Annotated in this window: 16 protein-coding genes; 6 read left to right on the top strand and 10 right to left on the bottom strand. The window is 70.0% G+C overall.

Annotated elements, in window-relative coordinates; all coding sequences use genetic code 11:
• Positions 1-88: 88 nt before the first annotated feature.
• Positions 89-469 (top strand): ArsR/SmtB family transcription factor, encoded by a 381-nt coding sequence (locus tag OHT51_RS33445; RefSeq protein WP_328882637.1) that lies wholly within the window; start codon positions 89-91, stop codon positions 467-469.
• A gap of 152 nt (positions 470-621) precedes the next feature.
• Here the strand turns inward: OHT51_RS33445 and OHT51_RS33440 are convergent, their stop codons facing one another.
• The 3 genes from OHT51_RS33440 to OHT51_RS33430 are packed head-to-tail and all read right to left on the bottom strand — an operon-like array spanning position 622 to position 2,088.
• Complete coding sequence (locus OHT51_RS33440) at positions 622-879, bottom strand: hypothetical protein (RefSeq protein ID WP_328882636.1); 258 nt, start codon at positions 877-879, stop codon at positions 622-624.
• Positions 880-938: 59 nt separating this feature from the next.
• On the bottom strand, positions 939-1,736 hold the full coding sequence (locus OHT51_RS33435) for an aquaporin (protein WP_443052626.1): 798 nt from the start codon (positions 1,734-1,736) through the stop codon (positions 939-941).
• Between the two features lie 37 nt (positions 1,737-1,773).
• Positions 1,774-2,088 carry an ArsR/SmtB family transcription factor gene (locus OHT51_RS33430; RefSeq protein WP_328424080.1) on the bottom strand — a complete coding sequence of 105 codons (315 nt, stop codon included), beginning with the start codon at positions 2,086-2,088 and terminating at the stop codon, positions 1,774-1,776.
• Between the two features lie 103 nt (positions 2,089-2,191).
• On the opposite strand from OHT51_RS33430, the gene OHT51_RS33425 reads away from it, so the two are divergent.
• The 3 genes from OHT51_RS33425 to OHT51_RS33415 all read left to right on the top strand — a co-directional run bounded on the left by OHT51_RS33425 (position 2,192) and on the right by OHT51_RS33415 (position 4,407).
• On the top strand, positions 2,192-2,401 hold the full coding sequence (locus OHT51_RS33425; protein WP_328882635.1) for a hypothetical protein: 210 nt from the start codon (positions 2,192-2,194) through the stop codon (positions 2,399-2,401).
• Between the two features lie 51 nt (positions 2,402-2,452).
• Complete coding sequence (locus OHT51_RS33420; RefSeq protein ID WP_328882634.1) at positions 2,453-2,872, top strand: arsenate reductase ArsC; 420 nt, start codon at positions 2,453-2,455, stop codon at positions 2,870-2,872.
• A gap of 500 nt (positions 2,873-3,372) precedes the next feature.
• Positions 3,373-4,407 carry a lytic polysaccharide monooxygenase auxiliary activity family 9 protein gene (locus OHT51_RS33415; RefSeq protein WP_328882633.1) on the top strand — a complete coding sequence of 345 codons (1,035 nt, stop codon included), beginning with the start codon at positions 3,373-3,375 and terminating at the stop codon, positions 4,405-4,407.
• Between the two features lie 72 nt (positions 4,408-4,479).
• Here OHT51_RS33415 and OHT51_RS33410 read toward each other — a convergent pair whose 3' ends face one another.
• Both OHT51_RS33410 and OHT51_RS33405 read right to left on the bottom strand, forming a co-directional pair.
• The gene (locus OHT51_RS33410) at positions 4,480-5,349 is read right to left on the bottom strand and encodes an esterase/lipase family protein (RefSeq protein WP_328882632.1); all 870 of its coding nucleotides are present in this window, start codon (positions 5,347-5,349) and stop codon (positions 4,480-4,482) included.
• 173 nt (positions 5,350-5,522) lie between these two features.
• A complete protein-coding gene (locus OHT51_RS33405; protein ID WP_328882631.1) occupies positions 5,523-5,969 on the bottom strand; it encodes a MarR family winged helix-turn-helix transcriptional regulator in 447 nt (148 codons plus the stop codon).
• Between the two features lie 95 nt (positions 5,970-6,064).
• On the opposite strand from OHT51_RS33405, the gene OHT51_RS33400 reads away from it, so the two are divergent.
• Complete coding sequence (locus tag OHT51_RS33400) at positions 6,065-6,439, top strand: cupin domain-containing protein (protein ID WP_328884529.1); 375 nt, start codon at positions 6,065-6,067, stop codon at positions 6,437-6,439.
• Positions 6,440-6,456: 17 nt separating this feature from the next.
• Here OHT51_RS33400 and OHT51_RS33395 read toward each other — a convergent pair whose 3' ends face one another.
• Positions 6,457-7,431 (bottom strand): DNA polymerase Y family protein, encoded by a 975-nt coding sequence (locus OHT51_RS33395; RefSeq protein WP_328882630.1) that lies wholly within the window; start codon positions 7,429-7,431, stop codon positions 6,457-6,459.
• Positions 7,428-10,880 carry a DNA polymerase III subunit alpha gene (locus tag OHT51_RS33390; protein ID WP_328882629.1) on the bottom strand — a complete coding sequence of 1,151 codons (3,453 nt, stop codon included), beginning with the start codon at positions 10,878-10,880 and terminating at the stop codon, positions 7,428-7,430. The genes OHT51_RS33395 and OHT51_RS33390 overlap by 4 nt, the downstream gene beginning before the upstream one ends.
• Positions 10,881-11,037: 157 nt before the next feature.
• Between OHT51_RS33390 and OHT51_RS33385 the strand changes: the two genes are divergently transcribed.
• Complete coding sequence (locus OHT51_RS33385) at positions 11,038-12,078, top strand: ABC transporter permease (RefSeq protein WP_328882628.1); 1,041 nt, start codon at positions 11,038-11,040, stop codon at positions 12,076-12,078.
• A gap of 185 nt (positions 12,079-12,263) precedes the next feature.
• Here the strand turns inward: OHT51_RS33385 and OHT51_RS33380 are convergent, their stop codons facing one another.
• The 3 genes from OHT51_RS33380 to OHT51_RS33370 form a co-directional block, all read right to left on the bottom strand.
• Positions 12,264-13,346, bottom strand: coding sequence for a S1 family peptidase (locus tag OHT51_RS33380; RefSeq protein ID WP_328882627.1), 1,083 nt, complete (start codon positions 13,344-13,346; stop codon positions 12,264-12,266).
• 276 nt (positions 13,347-13,622) lie between these two features.
• Entirely contained in the window at positions 13,623-14,510 is an 888-nt protein-coding gene (locus OHT51_RS33375) for a slipin family protein (RefSeq protein ID WP_328884528.1), read from the bottom strand.
• 155 nt (positions 14,511-14,665) lie between these two features.
• Complete coding sequence (locus OHT51_RS33370; RefSeq protein ID WP_328882626.1) at positions 14,666-15,571, bottom strand: S1 family peptidase; 906 nt, start codon at positions 15,569-15,571, stop codon at positions 14,666-14,668.
• Positions 15,572-15,760 lie beyond the last annotated feature (189 nt).

Raw genomic sequence — 15,760 nt, 5'->3', positions numbered from 1 at the left:
GTAGCGGTGCGCGGGACACGCCACCCCTCCAGGACCTGAGACCGCCCGACCCTCGCATCATTAGTTCGACATGTGTCAACATAGATGCATGTCGAATACGAAGGTGCTACCGCTGCTGGAACCCGCCCCCGGCGAGGCTGCGGCGCCGTGCTGCCCACCGGTCACCGAGCGCCCTTTCACGGCGGAGGAGGCCGAGACGGCCGCGCGGATGTTCAAGGCGCTCGGCGACCCGGTGCGGCTTCGGCTGTTCTCGGCTGTGGCCTCGCACGAGGGCGGCGAGGCTTGTGTGTGCGACATCTCCGACGTGGGCGTTTCTCAGCCGACCGTCTCCCACCACCTGAAGAAGCTCAAGGAAGCCGGGCTGCTTACGTCCGAGCGGCGCGGCACCTGGGTCTACTACCGAGTCGAGCCGACAGTCCTCGCGGCGATGGGGCAGCTGCTGGTCAAGGCCGCGCCGACCGCAGCCTGATCGCCATAGCCGTGGGCCGCCACGCTCGCCGTGTCGGGGTGGCCCGATTGCCGCGCGACGCGTACGTCAGTACCGCCATGCCGGTGGTGGTTGCGGTTCGGGACAGCGGGCCCCACAGCGTTCAGCCGTCCGAAGGCGACCGCAGCCCAGCGCTACTGGTCGCGGGGGCGTGCCCGATGAACGAGGTGCCCGGTCAGCACCCCGGCCAGCACGCCCCAGGCCAGGCCCGACCAACCTCCGCCCGTCACCGTGACGACCATCATCACTACGGCACCCGCGGCGACCGCCGTCCGGTCGCGGACGAGGCCCCATGTGACGCGGGCGGAGCCAGGAGACCGGAGTTCGGTAACCGCGGTGCCGATCGCCAGGGCGGCGGCGAAGACGACTGGTGCGATCAGCGCCGAGTCCATGTCGTCATCTCCTCGCGATCATGAAGGATGCGCCGCCAGTTGCCGCTGCGACGTACGCGTCACTCGGCGGTTGTCCGGCCGGGAAGGAAGATTAGGGCCACGAGCGCCAAGCCGACCACGGCGCCGACGAGTTGCATGCCGATGAAGCCCACCACCGAGCCCGGAGCAATGCCGGCGAAGGTGTCGGTGAAGGCACGGCCGATCGTCACGGCCGGGTTGGCGAAGGACGTGGACGAGGTGAACCAGTACGCGGCGCCGATGTAGGAGGCGACCGCGACGGGGGCAAAGCGGAGGCGGTCGGTGCGGGCCAGGCCGAAGATCAGCAGGATCAGCCCGGCCGTCGCGACGACCTCGCCCAGCAGCAGGTGCCCGGCTGAGCGGTCGTGGGTGGACCACTTCACCAGCGGTTCGCCGAACATCGCGTCGGCCAGGATCGCGCCCGCGATGGCGCCGACGATCTGGGCGGGGACGTAGACAGCGGCCTCCCGCAACGTCACGCCGGGGCCGCCGCGGCGAGCGGTCCACCACTCGGCGAGGGTGACGGCGGGATTGAAGTGCGCGCCGGACACCGGGCCGAGCAGCAGGATCAGCACACCCAGGCCGAAGACGGTGGCCGTGGAGTTCGCGAGGAGTTGCAGGCCGACGTCCTCGGTGAGTTCGGTGGCCTGGATGCCGGAGCCGACCACCACCGCCACGAGTGCCGCGGTGCCGACCAGTTCGGCCGCGGCCCTGGCGAGCAGCGGCGGCGTCTGGGGCGGGGTGGCGCCCGGGGCGGGCTGCGGGTCGGCCCCGACCACGTCCGGGGCTATCGGGGATTCCTCGGCTCTGTCGTGCTCGGCAGCCTCGGTGGCGGTCAACTGGACTCCTCGGTGCAGGTCGCCGCAGGGGCGGGGATCAGGGGCAGGACCGCTTGACGTTGTTCTCGGCGGTGGTGCGCGCCGTCTCCGCCAGATCGGCGAACTGGCCCGCGAGGGAGGTGATGACGTCGGGCTTGAGCCGGTAGTAGGTGAACCGGCCGCACGGCTCGGTCTCCACGACCCCGGCCTCGCGCAGCACCTTCAGGTGGTTGGAGAGGTTGGTCTGCCTGGCCCCCGTCTCCTCGATCAGGTGCGTGGTGCAGAGCGTCTCCTTGGCGAGCAGGGTGACGATCCGGAGGCGGAGCGGGTCCGCGAGAACCCGCAACAGATCAGTGTCGACTGACGTCAGCATGGACTGATAATCTCACATCACTCCGGGCTGATACCAGCCTGGGCTGATCTTTGGGACCCGTATCCCCGCATCCGTGGGGACCCATGCCCCGAAGGGGGTTCCCATGACCGCATCCCCGCCCCCCGTCCTGCCCGACGACCGCCTTGCGTCCGGCATAGCCCGCGTGGCCCTGCACTACCGCGGACGCTTCTCCGCCGAGACGATCCAGCGCCTGGCCATCGACTCCTACGAGCGGATCGCCGTCGTCCGCGGCATCCGCGACGAGATCGACGCCCACATCACCGAACTCCTCGCCTCCCTGCCGAGCACCTGAACCCACCACCCCTTGCACAACCTGCTTGATCCATTCACGAAGGAAGAACCGATGTCCTCCAGCCCGCTCGCCTCCGTGCTGTTCGTCTGCGTCCACAACGCCGGGCGCTCCCAGATGGCCGCCGGATTCCTCAGCCACCTCGCGGGCGACCGGATCGAGGTCCGCTCCGCCGGCTCCATCCCCGGCGACCAGGTCAACCCGGCCGCCGTCGAGGCCATGCACGAGGTCGGCATCGACATCTCCGCGGCCGAGCCGAAGGTCCTCACCACCGAGGCCGTCCAGGCGTCCGACTACGTCATCACCATGGGCTGCGGCGACGCCTGCCCGATCTTCCCCGGCAAGAAGTACCTGGACTGGGCCCTGGAAGACCCCGCGGGCAAGGGCGTCGAGGCCGTCCGCCCCATCCGCGACGAGATCCACAAGCGCATCGAGGCCCTGATCGCCGAGATCGACGCCACGCAGGAGGCGTGAGTCCGGACTCGGCCGGAGACGGCATACGCCAGGTCATCATCAGCTCCGGCCCCGCCGGACGACCCGGCCGACGCCCATCTCGGTTTCCGTCTCATTCAGCCCCGTTCACGTGTCCGCAGCTTCCCAAGCCGATGGCGTCGACATGCGCCGGCGTGCACCAAGCAGATCCGACGCGCGCCTTCCCTGCCGGCAGAAGACGAGCCACGGTGCCCAGAGCTGCACGTACTGCGTGACGAGACCAGACGGGAAGCAACGGCGGGAGCCATTCGGGGAGCCAAGCGCAGCGTCTGAGTGCGGACTGACGCGACGACCGCGAACAGCTCCGGAGCTCGCTCACAGGCCGGCTGGGGCGACAGGGCGCGCTTCAACCACCCATCCTGAGCTGCTGGTTAGCCGCACCTTAAGGCGACCCTAAAGATCGCCGCGAACCCCCTGCGACAGGCGTTTTCGCGGTTTCTTGGATCCGGCACTCATCAGTTCCGTTTCCGAGGAGATCCCCCATGCCCGCACGCCGCAAGGCCGCCACCGTCGCCGCCCTGGGCCTGACCCCGCTCGCCCTCACCGCTCTCGCCACCGCGCCCGCCTCGGCGCACGGCTCGATGGGCGACCCGGTCAGCCGGGTCTCGCAGTGTTACGCGGAGGGCCCGGAGAGCCCGAAGTCCGACGCGTGCAAGGCGGCGGTTGCGGCGGGCGGTACGCAGGCCCTCTACGACTGGAACGGCATACGCATCGGCAACGCGGACGGCCGGCACCAGGAGCTGATCCCGGACGGCAAGCTGTGCAGCGCGAACAGCGAGGCGTTCAAGGGCCTCGACCTGGCCCGCGCCGACTGGCCGGCGACGAGCGTGAGCAGCGGGTCGTACACGTTCAAGTACCGCGTGACCGCGCCGCACAAGGGCACCTTCAAGGTCTACATCACGAAGCAGGGGTACGACCCGTCGAAGCCGTTGGCCTGGGACGACCTGGACCTGGCGAACCCGGTGGCGACGTCCACCGACCCGGCGGCCTCGGGCGGCTTCTACACCTTCTCCGGCACCCTGCCGCAGCGCTCCGGCAAGCAGCTGCTGTACGCGGTCTGGCAGCGCTCGGACAGCCCGGAGGCGTTCTACTCCTGCTCGGACGTCGCCTTCGGCGGCGCGAGCGGGGGCGGTTCGGGCAGTGGCGACGGTGGCGGCAGCACGGACACCTCGGGCGGCAGCGACACCACCGGTGAGGCCGCGCCCGCGCCGAGCGCCTCCGCGCCCTCCGAGGAGCAGATCGAGGACGGTGCCGACGAGTCGACCATCGAGCACAACGGCCACGGTGACCAGGACGCCAGTACGTCGGTGGAGCCGGCCGCGGCGGCCGCGCAGGAGCAGTCAGCCCCGGCCAACCAGCCGAAGGCCGCCGGTGCCACCGAGAACCTCGCCGAGACCGGCGGGGACGGCAGCACGGCGTATCTCGCGATGGGCGGCGCGGCGACCCTCGCGCTCGGCTCGGCGGTCCTGTTCGCGTCGGTGCGCCGCCGTGCGGCCGGCGCTCGCCACGGGCGCTGACCCGCGGCTCCACCGCCCCACAACTCCGGGGCCTGACCGGCGGCTCAGGCCGGTCAGGCCCCGGCGGCGTGCTCAGCCGATCACGGACGCACAGGTGGTGGGCGTGGCACGGGCCGGGTCGAGCGCGTTGACCACCTCGTGGAAGGCGATCCGGTCGGTCAGCCCGAGGAGCGCGTGCTCGGACAGGTCGACCGCGCACCGGTCCTGGATCAGGACGTTCTTCACGTCGGGGCCGTTGAGGAACTGAGTCCGGTACGGCGTGACCACCTCGTCGTACTTGGTGGCGATGACCGTGTAGCGGACGCCGGGGACGGTGTCGCCGCCCTCGTTGAGCTTGGTCATGAAGGCGGATCCGGTCATCTGCTGGGCCAGGGCGGGAGTGGCGGTGCTGAGCAGGTCCTCCGCGCCGGGGAAGTACGGCAGCAGGTTGGCGAGGCCTCCGAGGGTGGTGCCGTGGTTGTTGGGCGCGATGCCGACGAGGGCGTTCACCTTGGCGGCCCCGCCGAGGAACTTGACGTAGTAGCGGGGCATCATGCCGCCCTGCGAGTGGCCGACGAGGTCGGCCTCGGCGGCGCCGGTGGCGGCGAGCACCTTGTCGACATGGGCGGACAGTTGCTCCGCCGACTTGTCGATGGGGCCGAGGGCGTGGAAGAACGGCACGCCGGGCAGCTGGCCGTAGTCGAGGGAGAAGACGCAGTACCCGCGGTTCTTCAGGTAGGGCGCCAGGCCCAGCCAGTTGTCCACGGAGTTCCCGAAGGTGCCGTGCACGAGGACGACGGGGCGGGGATGGGCGGCGGAGGGCTTGCAGGAGTAGTCGTTCCAGCCACTGTGCGTGGTCGCCGCCGCTTCGGCCGCCTGGGCCGTGGTGGCGGGGACGACGGCGACCGCGGCGGTCAGCAGCAGCGCGGCCAGGGGTCTGAGCGCTCGTTTCCAGGGCAGCATCGTGTGATCTCCTTGCGGCTCAAGGGAGTTGCGACGGCCTTACGCCCTGTGATCCGGATCACGAGGATGCTGTTCACCCGTCAAGTTACGGGCGAGTAGTAGACGTGTGAAGTTACGCGTCAGTAAAAACTTCCAGTGATAACCAGTGGCCGGTTACATCCACTGATGAACCATCACCAAGTGGGCCTGATGGGGCCATGGGGTGCGATGCGCCCCAACTGGCGCAACAGCGCTTGCACTTCGCTCTCACCGAGCACGCCCACCCACGCCCGGACGGCCTCCGCGGCCGCCTCCTCGGCCGCACGGGTGCAGGCCCACCCCCGCTCGGTCAGCACGACCAGCCGGGCGCGCGCATCATCGGGATGCGGCCGACGCTCGGCATACCCCTTGCGCACGATCTCGTCGACGAGCTGACTCGCCGCCTGCTTGGTCACGCCGAGGTGGGCGGCGAGATCGGTGGCCGTCGCACCGTCCGGGGCGAGCCGCGCGAACGCGAATCCGTGCGCGGGCCGCACCCCCTCGAAGCCCCGGGCCACCACGCCGTCATTGATGCGTTGCGTGAGCTCACCGGCGACGGCGAGCAGGGCGGCGGACAGGGCCATGGCTTCGGAGTTCTGCACGCAGGCATTGAAACACCCTTGACGTATTGGTCAAGCAGCTTGACCATAGACACATATAGTCAAGCTTCTTGACCATCTATGCCCAGGAGGCACCCATGCCCGTGATCCGCGCGTCCGAAGCCGTCACCCACGAAATCCACGGCGCCCGTTTCGTCTCGTACGCCACGCCCGCCAGCGGCAGCAAAGAACTGTGCGCCTGGCGCGGGGAGATCCCGGCCGGGACCAAGGCACCCGCGCACACCGTCAACCGGGAGGAGATCCTCCACCTGCTCGACGGAGAGCTGCTGATCACGCTCGACGACCGCACGGACCGGATCGCGGCGGGCGACACCCTGATCATCAACCCGGGCGCGACGCTGACCGTCGAGAACCCGACCGAGCGGACCGCCGTCACCTGGGTCACCACCTCCATCGGCCTGACGGCGGAGCTGGCCGACGGCACGCGCATCACGCCGCCCTGGGCCAACTGACCTCCGCATGAGAGGAGTCAGGCGGCCAGCGACCCCGGCATCACCGCATGCGGCCCGAACTTCGCCCGCGCGCGGTCCGCGACCTCCTCGATGCGGCGGGCCTTCTCGTCGAGCGGGTCGAAGGTGAGCTGGTAGGAGGCCTGCTCGGCGGGGTCGAGCCCCTCGGCACGCAGGGCGAGGGCGCGGACGCGGGCGCGCTGGAGGCCCAGAACCTCGTACATGTCGTACGCCGCCCGGGTCAGCGCCGGCGAGTGGGCCGTCGGCTCCTTCAAGGTACGGCTGCGGGTCGTCGAGGAGCGGTCGGCGTAGCGGACGGTGAGGGTCAGGGTGCGGCAGACCTTGTCCAGGGCGCGCAGCCGGGAGCCCAGTTCCTCGGCGGCCGAGAGCAGGGCGCGGCGGTGCCTGTCAGGGTCCAGCTCGTCGCGGGTGAAGGGGCGTTCGGTGGCCAGCGAGCGCGACACGGAGTTCGGCACCACCCGGCCCCGGTCGATTCCGCGCGCCTTCTCGCGCAGCTCGCGGCCGGCCTTCGCGCCGATCAGGCGCTGGAGCGTGGACAGGGGTGCGGCGGCGACCAGGCCGAGGGTGTCGAGGCCGTACTCGCACAGGGTGCGGGCGCTCGCGGCGCCGACCCCGGGTAGCGCGGCGACGGGCTTGCCGGCGAGGAACTGCGCGATGGCGTCCGGCTCCTCGGGAACGGCGCACGTCACCCCGGGCCGGGCGTCCCCCAGTGCCACGCGGGCCAGCATCGGGCCCGGCCCGGCGCCGATCACACAGTCGACCCCGTGGTGGGCGAGGGCGCGCACCCGGATCACCGACGCCAACTCGACGGCGTCGCGCCCGAAGTACCGCTCGGCGCCCCGCAGATCGGCCAGTGCTCCGTCCGGTGGCAGCGCCTGAACGACCGGCGTGAAGTCCTCCAGCAGTCCGAGCAGCCCGGGCAGGGCCGCCTCACCCGCCGGCGGCAGCTGGAAACGTACGCAGAGGATGGTCATCCCGCACTCCCCGGACTCTGGTGCCACAACTTCCTTACCTGTGAAGGCTCTTGACCCGCCGGTCGCAGATCGGCCCACGGGTGCATTTCGTATCCGGTCGGCATCTGGATGCGCCGGCCGTGCGTCGGATCGTCTCCGTCCCCCTCCGCCATGGGCTCCGCCAGCCGCGCCGCCACCACGTCCAGGCCGCCCTCGGCGCGCAGTTCGACCAGCTCGGCGAGGTTCCAGGCGGCGGAACCCACCACGCTCAGACTGCGCGGACCCCGCCGCTGCACCACCCCGCGCACCAGCAGCAGCCAGGAGTGGAAGACGGTGTGGGCACACGCGTCGTGCGAGTCGTCGAAGAAGGCGAGGTCCACCAGCCCCGTCCCGTCGTCCAGCGTGCTGAAGATGACCCGCTTGCCGGACCGGATCGGCGGCGTCTGGGTGGCCGCCTTGGCACCCGCGACCAGCACCGTCTCGCCGTGCCGGGCATCGCGCAGCCGCCGCGCCGAGACGACACCCAGCTCGTCGAGGAACGCCCGGTGGTCGTCCATCAGATTGCGCGAGGCGTCCATCGACAGCACACCCAGTTCGGCACTGAGCCGCTCCGACGAGCTGAGGTCGGGCAGCCCCGCCGCGGCCGTCTTCCGCCCGCCGGCCAGCGGGAGCTGTCCCCCGCCGCCACCCCGGGCGCCCCGGTGCAGCTCGGTCAGATGCAGTTGCAGATCACGCCGGTTGGCCCCGAAGGCGTCCAACGCGCCCACCTGCGCGAGCCGTTGAGCGAGCGGTCGGCTCGGCCGCCCCCGCTCCCAGAAGTCGAGCAGCGAGGCATACGGCTGCCCCTGCGCGATCCGTGCCGCCTCGGCCTCGCTGATGCCATGCACGTCGGAGAGCGCGAGCCGCAGTCCCCAAGTCCCCCCACCCCTCTCGGATTCAGACACCAGTTCGATCCTGTGTGCGACCCCCGACACATTCACGTCCAACGGCAGGATCGGCACCCCACGCCGCCGCGCGTCCGCCAGCAGCAGCCGCTTCGGATACATCCCGGGGTCATGGGTGAGCAGCCCCGCATAGAAAGCGGCGGGGTGATGGGCCTTCAGCCAGGCCGACTGATAGGTCGGCACGGCGAAGGCGACGGCGTGCGCCTTGCAGAAGCCGTACGACCCGAAGGCCTCGACGATCTCCCAGGTCCGCCGGATGGTCTCCGTGTCATACCCCTTGGCCGCCGCATGCTGTGCGAACCACACCCGGATCCGCCCCTGCGACTCCGGATCGGACAGCCCGCGCCGCACCCGGTCCGCCTCGTCCCGCCCGCACCCGGTCATGATGTGCACGATGTCGATGATCTGCTCATGGAAGACGACGACCCCGTACGTCTCCCGCAGCGGCTCCTCCAGATCCGGATGCGGATATCGCACCGGCGCCCGCCCGTGCCGCGCCTCGATGAACGGCCGCACCATGTCGGCGGCGACCGGCCCGGGCCGGAAGAGCGAGATGTCGACGACAAGATCGTGGAAGGTGGCCGGCTGAAGCCGCCCGACCAGGTCCCGCTGCCCCGGCGACTCGATCTGGAAGCAGCCCAGCGTCTCGGCGGACCGGATCAGCTGATACGTCGCCGGATCGCCGTCCCCCCGCTCGAAGTCGAGCGCGTCCAGATCGACCCGCTCCCCCGTGACCCGCTTCACCTCCGCGACCGCGTGCGCCATCGCCGACTGCATCCGCACGCCCAGCACGTCGAGCTTGAGCAGCCCGAGATCCTCGACGTCCTCCTTGTCGAACTGCGACATGGGGAAGCCCTCGCCGCTGGTCGGCATGACGGGCGTACGGGAGAGCAAGGAGGCGTCGGACAGAAGCACCCCGCACGGATGCATGGCGATGCCGCGCGGAAGGGCGTCCAGCCCCTCCACCAGTTCCCACAACCTGCCGTACCTGTCCCGCTCCCCCGCCAGCTGCCTGAGCTCGGGCAGTTCCTCCAGCGCCGCCCGGGCATCGCGCGCCCGGATGTGCGGGAAGGACTTGGCGATTCGGTCGATGTCGGCGGGGTCCATGGACAGGGCGGCACCCACATCCCGGATCGCATGCCGCACCCGATAGGTCTCCGGCATCGACACAGTGGCGACCCGCTCGGTCCCGAACCGGTCGATGATCGCGCGGTAGACCTCCAGCCGGCGCGCGGACTCCACGTCGATGTCGATGTCGGGCAGCACCAGCCTGCGCTTGGACAGGAAGCGCTCCATCAACAGCCCGTGCTCCACGGGGTCGGCGTGCGCGATGCCGAGCAGATGATTGACGAGCGACCCCGCACCGGAGCCACGCGCGGCCACCCGGATCCCCATCTTCCGTACGTCATCGACGACTTGGGCGACCGTCAGGAAATAAGAAGCGAACCCGTGGTGGGCGATGATGTCCAGCTCCTGGTGCATCCGCTCCCAGTACGCCCGCCGCCCGTCATAGCCGCGCAGCACCATGCCCGCCGCCGCCCGCGAGGAAAGCGCCCGCTGGGCGGTGCGCTGCCCGGCGCCGACGAGATACGGCTCGGGAAAGTGGACGCTGCCGATCCCGAGGTCGTCCTCGGGATCGACGAGACACTCGGAAGCGGTCGCCCTGGTCTGTTCCAGCAGCCGGTGCGCGGTATCGCGCCGGAAGCCCGCGGCCTCGACGACCCGCTCGGCGACCTGCGCCATCTCCCCCGCACCCTTGAGCCAGGCTTCGCCGGAGTCCAGCTCCTTGGTGGAGTCGATGGGCACGAGCCGCCGCGCGGCGTCCAGCACATCGGCGACCGGCCCCAGACCGGAATCCGCGTACCGGACGGCATTGCTCAGCACAGGCCGCACCCGCTGCTCGGCGGCGAAGCCGACGGTCCGGGCGGCCAGCCGCAACGACCCCGGGCCGGTGCCCTTGCGCCCGTGCCAGACGGCCTCCAGCCGCAGGGAGTCGCCGTAGACCTCCCGCCAGGGCCCGAGCAGCCTGGCCGCCCGATCGGGACGACCGGCGGCGAGCGCGCGCCCGACATCGGAGTCGGACCCGAGCAGAACGATCAGACCGTCCCCCCGGTTGTCCTCGCGGGGCAGCATCGGCGGCCCCTCCCCACCATGCGCAGCCGAAACGATCCGGCACAGATCACCCCACCCACGGGCCCCGTCCCGGGCGAGAAAGGTGACACGAGGCGTCGAGTCGTCGACAAAGGCACCGCCCCGCACCGGAACCCGGCGCCGCCGCCCCGCGGACTCGCCCGCCTCCGAGAGCCCGAAGTCCTCCACGGCCAGCTCCACACCGAACAACGGACGCACGCCGGCCTTCGCACAGGCCTTGGCGAATCGAACAGCGCCCCCGAGCGTGTCGCGATCGGTGAGAGCCAGGGCGTCCATCCCCCGCTCGGAGGCACGCTCGGCCAGCCGCTCCGGGTGCGAGGCCCCGTACCTCAGGGAGAACCCGGAGACGGTGTGCAGATGCGTGAACCCTGGCACACGCACCTCCCGCACTCATGAGCCGCTCGAACATCAGTTCCCAACTCTCCCACCCCCACCATAGACCATTTCCGGACCGTTTCTCGAACACTCGTGCGACATCCGTTCGGCCGCCTCCCACCTGCACAAACGCCTGACCAGCAGGACTGTGGGGGGCATGACGCAGACCCCGGGCGCCGACACTCCACGCAGCCCCTTCCTCGCCGAAGTGAAGGATGCCGTCACCCCGCGGGCCACGATGCTCGTGACCGGCGCCGTCGGCCTCGCTCTGCTCTTCATCGCCTCCTACGTGGGGGCGCTGCACGACCCGAGACCCAAGAACGTCCCACTGGGAGTCGTGGCACCCGGGGTCGCCGCCCAGCAGACGGTGGACCGGCTGGAGAACCTGCCCGACGACCCCCTGGACCCGCGCACGGTGGCCGATGCGGCGACGGCCAGGAAGCAGATCCTGAACCGCGAAATCGACGGCGCCCTGCTGGTCGACCCGAACAGCACCACCGACACCCTCCTGGTCGCCACCGGAGGCGGAAGGGTGCTGGCCGCCACCCTGGAGTCCCTGGTCGCCACTCTGGAGAGATCCGAGGCACGCACCCTGCGCACCATCGACGTGGCCCCGGCCGACCGGCACGACGCCAACGGGCTCACGGCCTTCTACGCGACCGTGGGCTGGTGCGTGGGCGGCTACCTGTGCGCGTCGATCATGACGATCAGCTCGGGCGCCGGCCGCCCCACCCCGAGACGCTCGGTGATCCGCCTCATCGTCATGGCCCTCGTGGCGATCGCCGCCGGCCTGGGCGGCGCCCTGATCATCGGCCCCATCCTGGGCGCACTACCGGGCAGCCTCGTCGCCCTCTGGGGCGTGGGCGCCCTGATCACCTTCGCCGTGGGCGCGGCCACCCTCGCCTTCCAGGCCATCTTCGGCATGGCCGGCATCGGCCTGGCCATCCTGATCGTGGTGATCCTGGGCAACCCGAGCGCAGGCGGCGCCCTCCCCCTCCCCCTGCTCCCACCGTTCTGGAAAGACATCGGCCCGGCCCTGCCCCCCGGCGCAGGCACCTGGGCCACCCGCTCGATCGCCTACTTCAAGGGCAACGACACAACCGCTTCCCTACTGATCCTCTCGGCCTGGGCAGCAGCAGGAGCAGCGATCACACTCTTGGCGGCGAAACTACGAACAGGCGGCACCAGAAGGCCGTAGACAGGGGCGAACGCACCCGCGCACGGCCCCGACCCACCCACCGGCCGCAGGCGCTACGCGAACCCCCACTCAGCCGAGCGGGCCGCCGCAGGCATCCCGCCCCAACCGTCGGAGGCAAGACGCACCACACGACGAAGAGCCCCGCCCCCACAAGAGGGACGGGACTCCACAAAAGCGACGAACCGTCAGCCGATCTCAGTACCCGTGGCCGACAGCGCCTCAGTCACCGGCTGGAAGAACGTCTCCCCACCGGAGGTGCAGTCACCGCTGCCCCCGGAGGTGAGCCCGATCGCCTTGTCACCGGAGAACAGCGACCCACCACTGTCACCGGGCTCGGCGCAGACGTCGGTCTGGATCAGCCCGTTGACGATGTCACCGTTGCCGTAGTTCACGGTGGCGTCCAGCCCGGTGACCTTGCCGTCGTGCACCTGGGTGGTCGACCCGCTGCGGGTGACCTCCATGCCGACGGTGGCCTCGGCGGCACCGCTGATGGCCTGCGTGGAGCCGTTGTAGAGGTTGACCTCGCTCGGGTGGTCGACCTCGCCGGTGTACTTCACCAGACCGTAGTCGTTGTCCGGGAAGCTGGACGTCTCGTTGGTGCCGAGCGCGTTGCCCTCGGAGTCCGACCAGTTCGTGATGCCCTCGGTGCAGTGCCCGGCGGTCAGGAAGAACGGCTCGCCGCCCTTGACGACGTTGAAGCCGAGCGAGCAACGGCCGCTGCCGTCGGTGATGGCGTCACCACCCGCGATGAAGGGCTTGAACTCCCCCTTAGACCGCTTGAGTTCGACCGTGGCACCCAGCCCGTCGACGACCTTGCCGAGCTTGCTCCACTCGGCCTTGGAGACCGTGCGGTCGGCGGTGACGACGACCTTGTTGGTGGCCGGGTCCGTCACCCAGGCGGTGCCGGGAATGGTCGCGTCCTGCTTGAGCGTCGTACGGGCGCTCTTCAGCTCGGCGAGCGAGTTCTCGACGACTCTGGCCTTGGCGCCGGCGGCCTCGACGGCGTCGGCGGCGACCTCGTCGAGGACGTTCACGACAAGGCTCTTGGTCTGCGCATCGTAGTAGGTACCGGCGGCGTCGGCGCCGAGGTCCTTGGCGAGCGTCGATGCGAGCTTTCCGGCCGCGCCGACCGAAAGGGTCTTCGGCGCGGACGCGTCAGGCGACTCACTCGCGTTCGCACTCTGCAAGGTCACTCCCGCGGCAACCAGTGCGGCGATGCCCGCACCTGCCACGGCTGCACGCCGCTTGGGTATGCGTCGGTGCTTCAACTTACGTCCTCCTGTGGGGGGTCGGCCCGAGAGGTTGTGGGGACCTCACGAACCGGAAGGCGTACGGCTACGGAGGCGACTCACAACAAAAGCCACGCCCGTGCCGGTTGAACAACGCTCACTATTCCTAGGCCCACAGGGAGCGCACAAGGTCGACTTCAGGACGCGCGTAGAACACGGTTGCACGCCCCCGCCACCTTGACCGTGCACAGTCACGCGGGGCCTATTCGCACAGCAAACACTGCACGCGAGGGAACCATACGCAGCGCGTAAGGTCTACTCCTGTCTCGAAATCGACCCTTCGGAGTCCGAGTCCAAGCGTGGTTCGAGAGGCGGAAGTTCCTCCTGCACGGCCCGCGGCCCGACGGACGGCGCCCGCTGCGCACCGGCGGCCTCCGCGGACACCTGCGCCCCCTTCTCCAGAAACCGCAACAACTCCACCGGAATCGGAAGAACCAGCGTGGAGTTCTTCTCGGCCGCCACCGCCATCACCGTCTGCAGCAGCCGAAGCTGAAGGGCCGCAGGCGCATCGGCCATCTGATGTGCCGCCTCCGCCAGCTTCTTGGAGGCCTGGAGCTCCGCGTCGGCGTTGATCACCCGCGCCCGCCGCTCCCGGTCGGCCTCCGCCTGCCGGGCCATCGACCGCTTCATGGTCTCGGGCAGCGACACATCCTTGATGTCCACCCGGTCGATCGTCACGCCCCACTCCACCGCCGGACTGTCGATCATCAACTCCAGCCCCTGGTTGAGCTTTTCGCGGTTGGACAGCAGATCGTCCAGCTCGCTCTTGCCGATGATCGACCGCAGCGACGTCTGCGCCATCTGCGAGACCGCGAACCGGTAGTCCTCCACCCGTACGACCGCCTCGGCCGGCGCGGTCACCTTGAAGTAGACGACGGCGTCGACCCGCACGGTGACGTTGTCCCGCGTGATGCCCTCCTGCGCGGGCACGGGCATCGTCACGATCTGCATGTTCACCTTGCGCAGTCTGTCGATGCCCGGAACGATCAACGTGAAGCCGGGACCGCGCACTTGGGGCCGGAGCTTCCCGAGGCGGAAGACCACGCCCCGTTCGTACTGCTTGACGACCCGCGCGGCCGCCGCCACATAGACCACACCGGCGAACGCGAGCGCCACTCCCGCCGCCACCAGCTCCTCGACCATCACCGACCCCCAGGGTCCGACGTGGGCGCACTACAGGGGAGTACTGCCTGCACATCGACGGTAACCCCGGCATGCGAACAAGGGCGAGCCCCCGCACGACAGTTGCGTGCGGGGGCTCACATGCTGCCGGCTGCTGCTCAGGCCGAACCGAGGTGTCAGTAGACGCTGACGCCGTACGCGCTGAGGGCCTCGGTCACCGGCTGGAAGAAGGTCGTGCCGCCGGAGCTGCAGTTGCCGCTGCCGCCGGAGGTCAGACCGTACGCGGTGCCGTTGCTGCCGTAGAGCGAACCGCCGGAGTCGCCGGGCTCGGCGCAGACGGTGGTCTGGATCAGACCGGAGACGATGTCGCCGCCGCCGTAGTTGACGGTCGCGTTCAGGGCGGTGACCCGGCCGCTGTGCGTACCGGTGGTGGAGCCGTCACGGATGACGGTGGTGCCCACGCTGGGCGTGGCCGCGCGGGTAATGTCCACGCCGTTCGCGGTGCCGGGCCGGCTGACGGAACCGGAGTAGCGCACGATGCCGTAGTCGTTGCCCGGGAAGCTGGAGCCGGCGGTCGAGCCGATGACCGTGGTGCGGCCGGAGTTGGAGTACCAGGTGCCCGCACCGTCGGTGCAGTGGCCGGCGGTCAGGAAGTACTGGTTGCCGCTGCTGTCCTGGACGTTGAAGCCGAGCGAGCAGCGCCAGCTACTCGCATAGATGGCGTCGCCGCCCTGGATGAACTTGCTGAACTTGCCGGCGGTGCGCTTGATCGTGAGCGCGTCGGCGTTGGTGCCGGCCTGCTCCTTGATCTTCGCGATCTCCGCCTGGGAGACCGTGGAGTCCACGGTCACCGTGACGCGGTTGGTCTTGCTGTCGACGGCCCAGGCGGTGCCCGGGATGTCGGCCTTCAGCACGGAGCCGCTGGCGCTCTTGAGCTGGGCGGCGCTGAAGGTGTCGGGGGTTTCCGCGGCGGTCGCGTTGGGGATCGCGATCGCGGCTGCAGCCACGAGGCCGGTGGATACGGCGATCAGCCGGGTCCGTCTCGCAATGCCACTGCGGGGGGTGGTGCGCTCGATCCTCACGTTTCGTTCCCTCCAAGGGAAGTCGGGGGCCCGCGTGGGGTCGGGGCCCGTGAGGCGCAGTCAAAAGCCAGGATGTCCGGATTCCGAACATGCCGTGCCCCTGACAAGCGCTGAGGGGGAGTATTCGGCCGAACGGCGGGTAGCCGCAAGAGCGCCTTTCGGCCGTCAATCTTTGAACGATCTGTGCGA

Source organism: Streptomyces sp. NBC_00299, assembly GCF_036173045.1.
GTDB classification, from domain to species: domain Bacteria; phylum Actinomycetota; class Actinomycetes; order Streptomycetales; family Streptomycetaceae; genus Streptomyces; species Streptomyces machairae.
The sequence above is the reverse complement of the archived record's forward strand: the minus strand, read 5'-3'. Positions and strand labels throughout refer to the sequence as shown.

Excerpts from the sequence above, each read along its gene's own strand:
- OHT51_RS33445 (WP_328882637.1), top strand. The coding sequence starts at position 89 with ATGTCGAATACGAAGGTGCTACCGCTGCTGGAACCCGCCCCCGGCGAG.
- OHT51_RS33440 (WP_328882636.1), bottom strand. The coding sequence starts at position 879 with ATGGACTCGGCGCTGATCGCACCAGTCGTCTTCGCCGCCGCCCTGGCG.
- OHT51_RS33430 (WP_328424080.1), bottom strand. The coding sequence starts at position 2,088 with ATGCTGACGTCAGTCGACACTGATCTGTTGCGGGTTCTCGCGGACCCG.
- OHT51_RS33425 (WP_328882635.1), top strand. The coding sequence starts at position 2,192 with ATGACCGCATCCCCGCCCCCCGTCCTGCCCGACGACCGCCTTGCGTCC.
- OHT51_RS33420 (WP_328882634.1), top strand. The coding sequence starts at position 2,453 with ATGTCCTCCAGCCCGCTCGCCTCCGTGCTGTTCGTCTGCGTCCACAAC.
- OHT51_RS33415 (WP_328882633.1), top strand. The coding sequence starts at position 3,373 with ATGCCCGCACGCCGCAAGGCCGCCACCGTCGCCGCCCTGGGCCTGACC.
- OHT51_RS33410 (WP_328882632.1), bottom strand. The coding sequence starts at position 5,349 with ATGCTGCCCTGGAAACGAGCGCTCAGACCCCTGGCCGCGCTGCTGCTG.
- OHT51_RS33400 (WP_328884529.1), top strand. The coding sequence starts at position 6,065 with ATGCCCGTGATCCGCGCGTCCGAAGCCGTCACCCACGAAATCCACGGC.
- OHT51_RS33395 (WP_328882630.1), bottom strand. The coding sequence starts at position 7,431 with ATGACCATCCTCTGCGTACGTTTCCAGCTGCCGCCGGCGGGTGAGGCG.
- OHT51_RS33385 (WP_328882628.1), top strand. The coding sequence starts at position 11,038 with ATGACGCAGACCCCGGGCGCCGACACTCCACGCAGCCCCTTCCTCGCC.
- OHT51_RS33375 (WP_328884528.1), bottom strand. The coding sequence starts at position 14,510 with ATGGTCGAGGAGCTGGTGGCGGCGGGAGTGGCGCTCGCGTTCGCCGGT.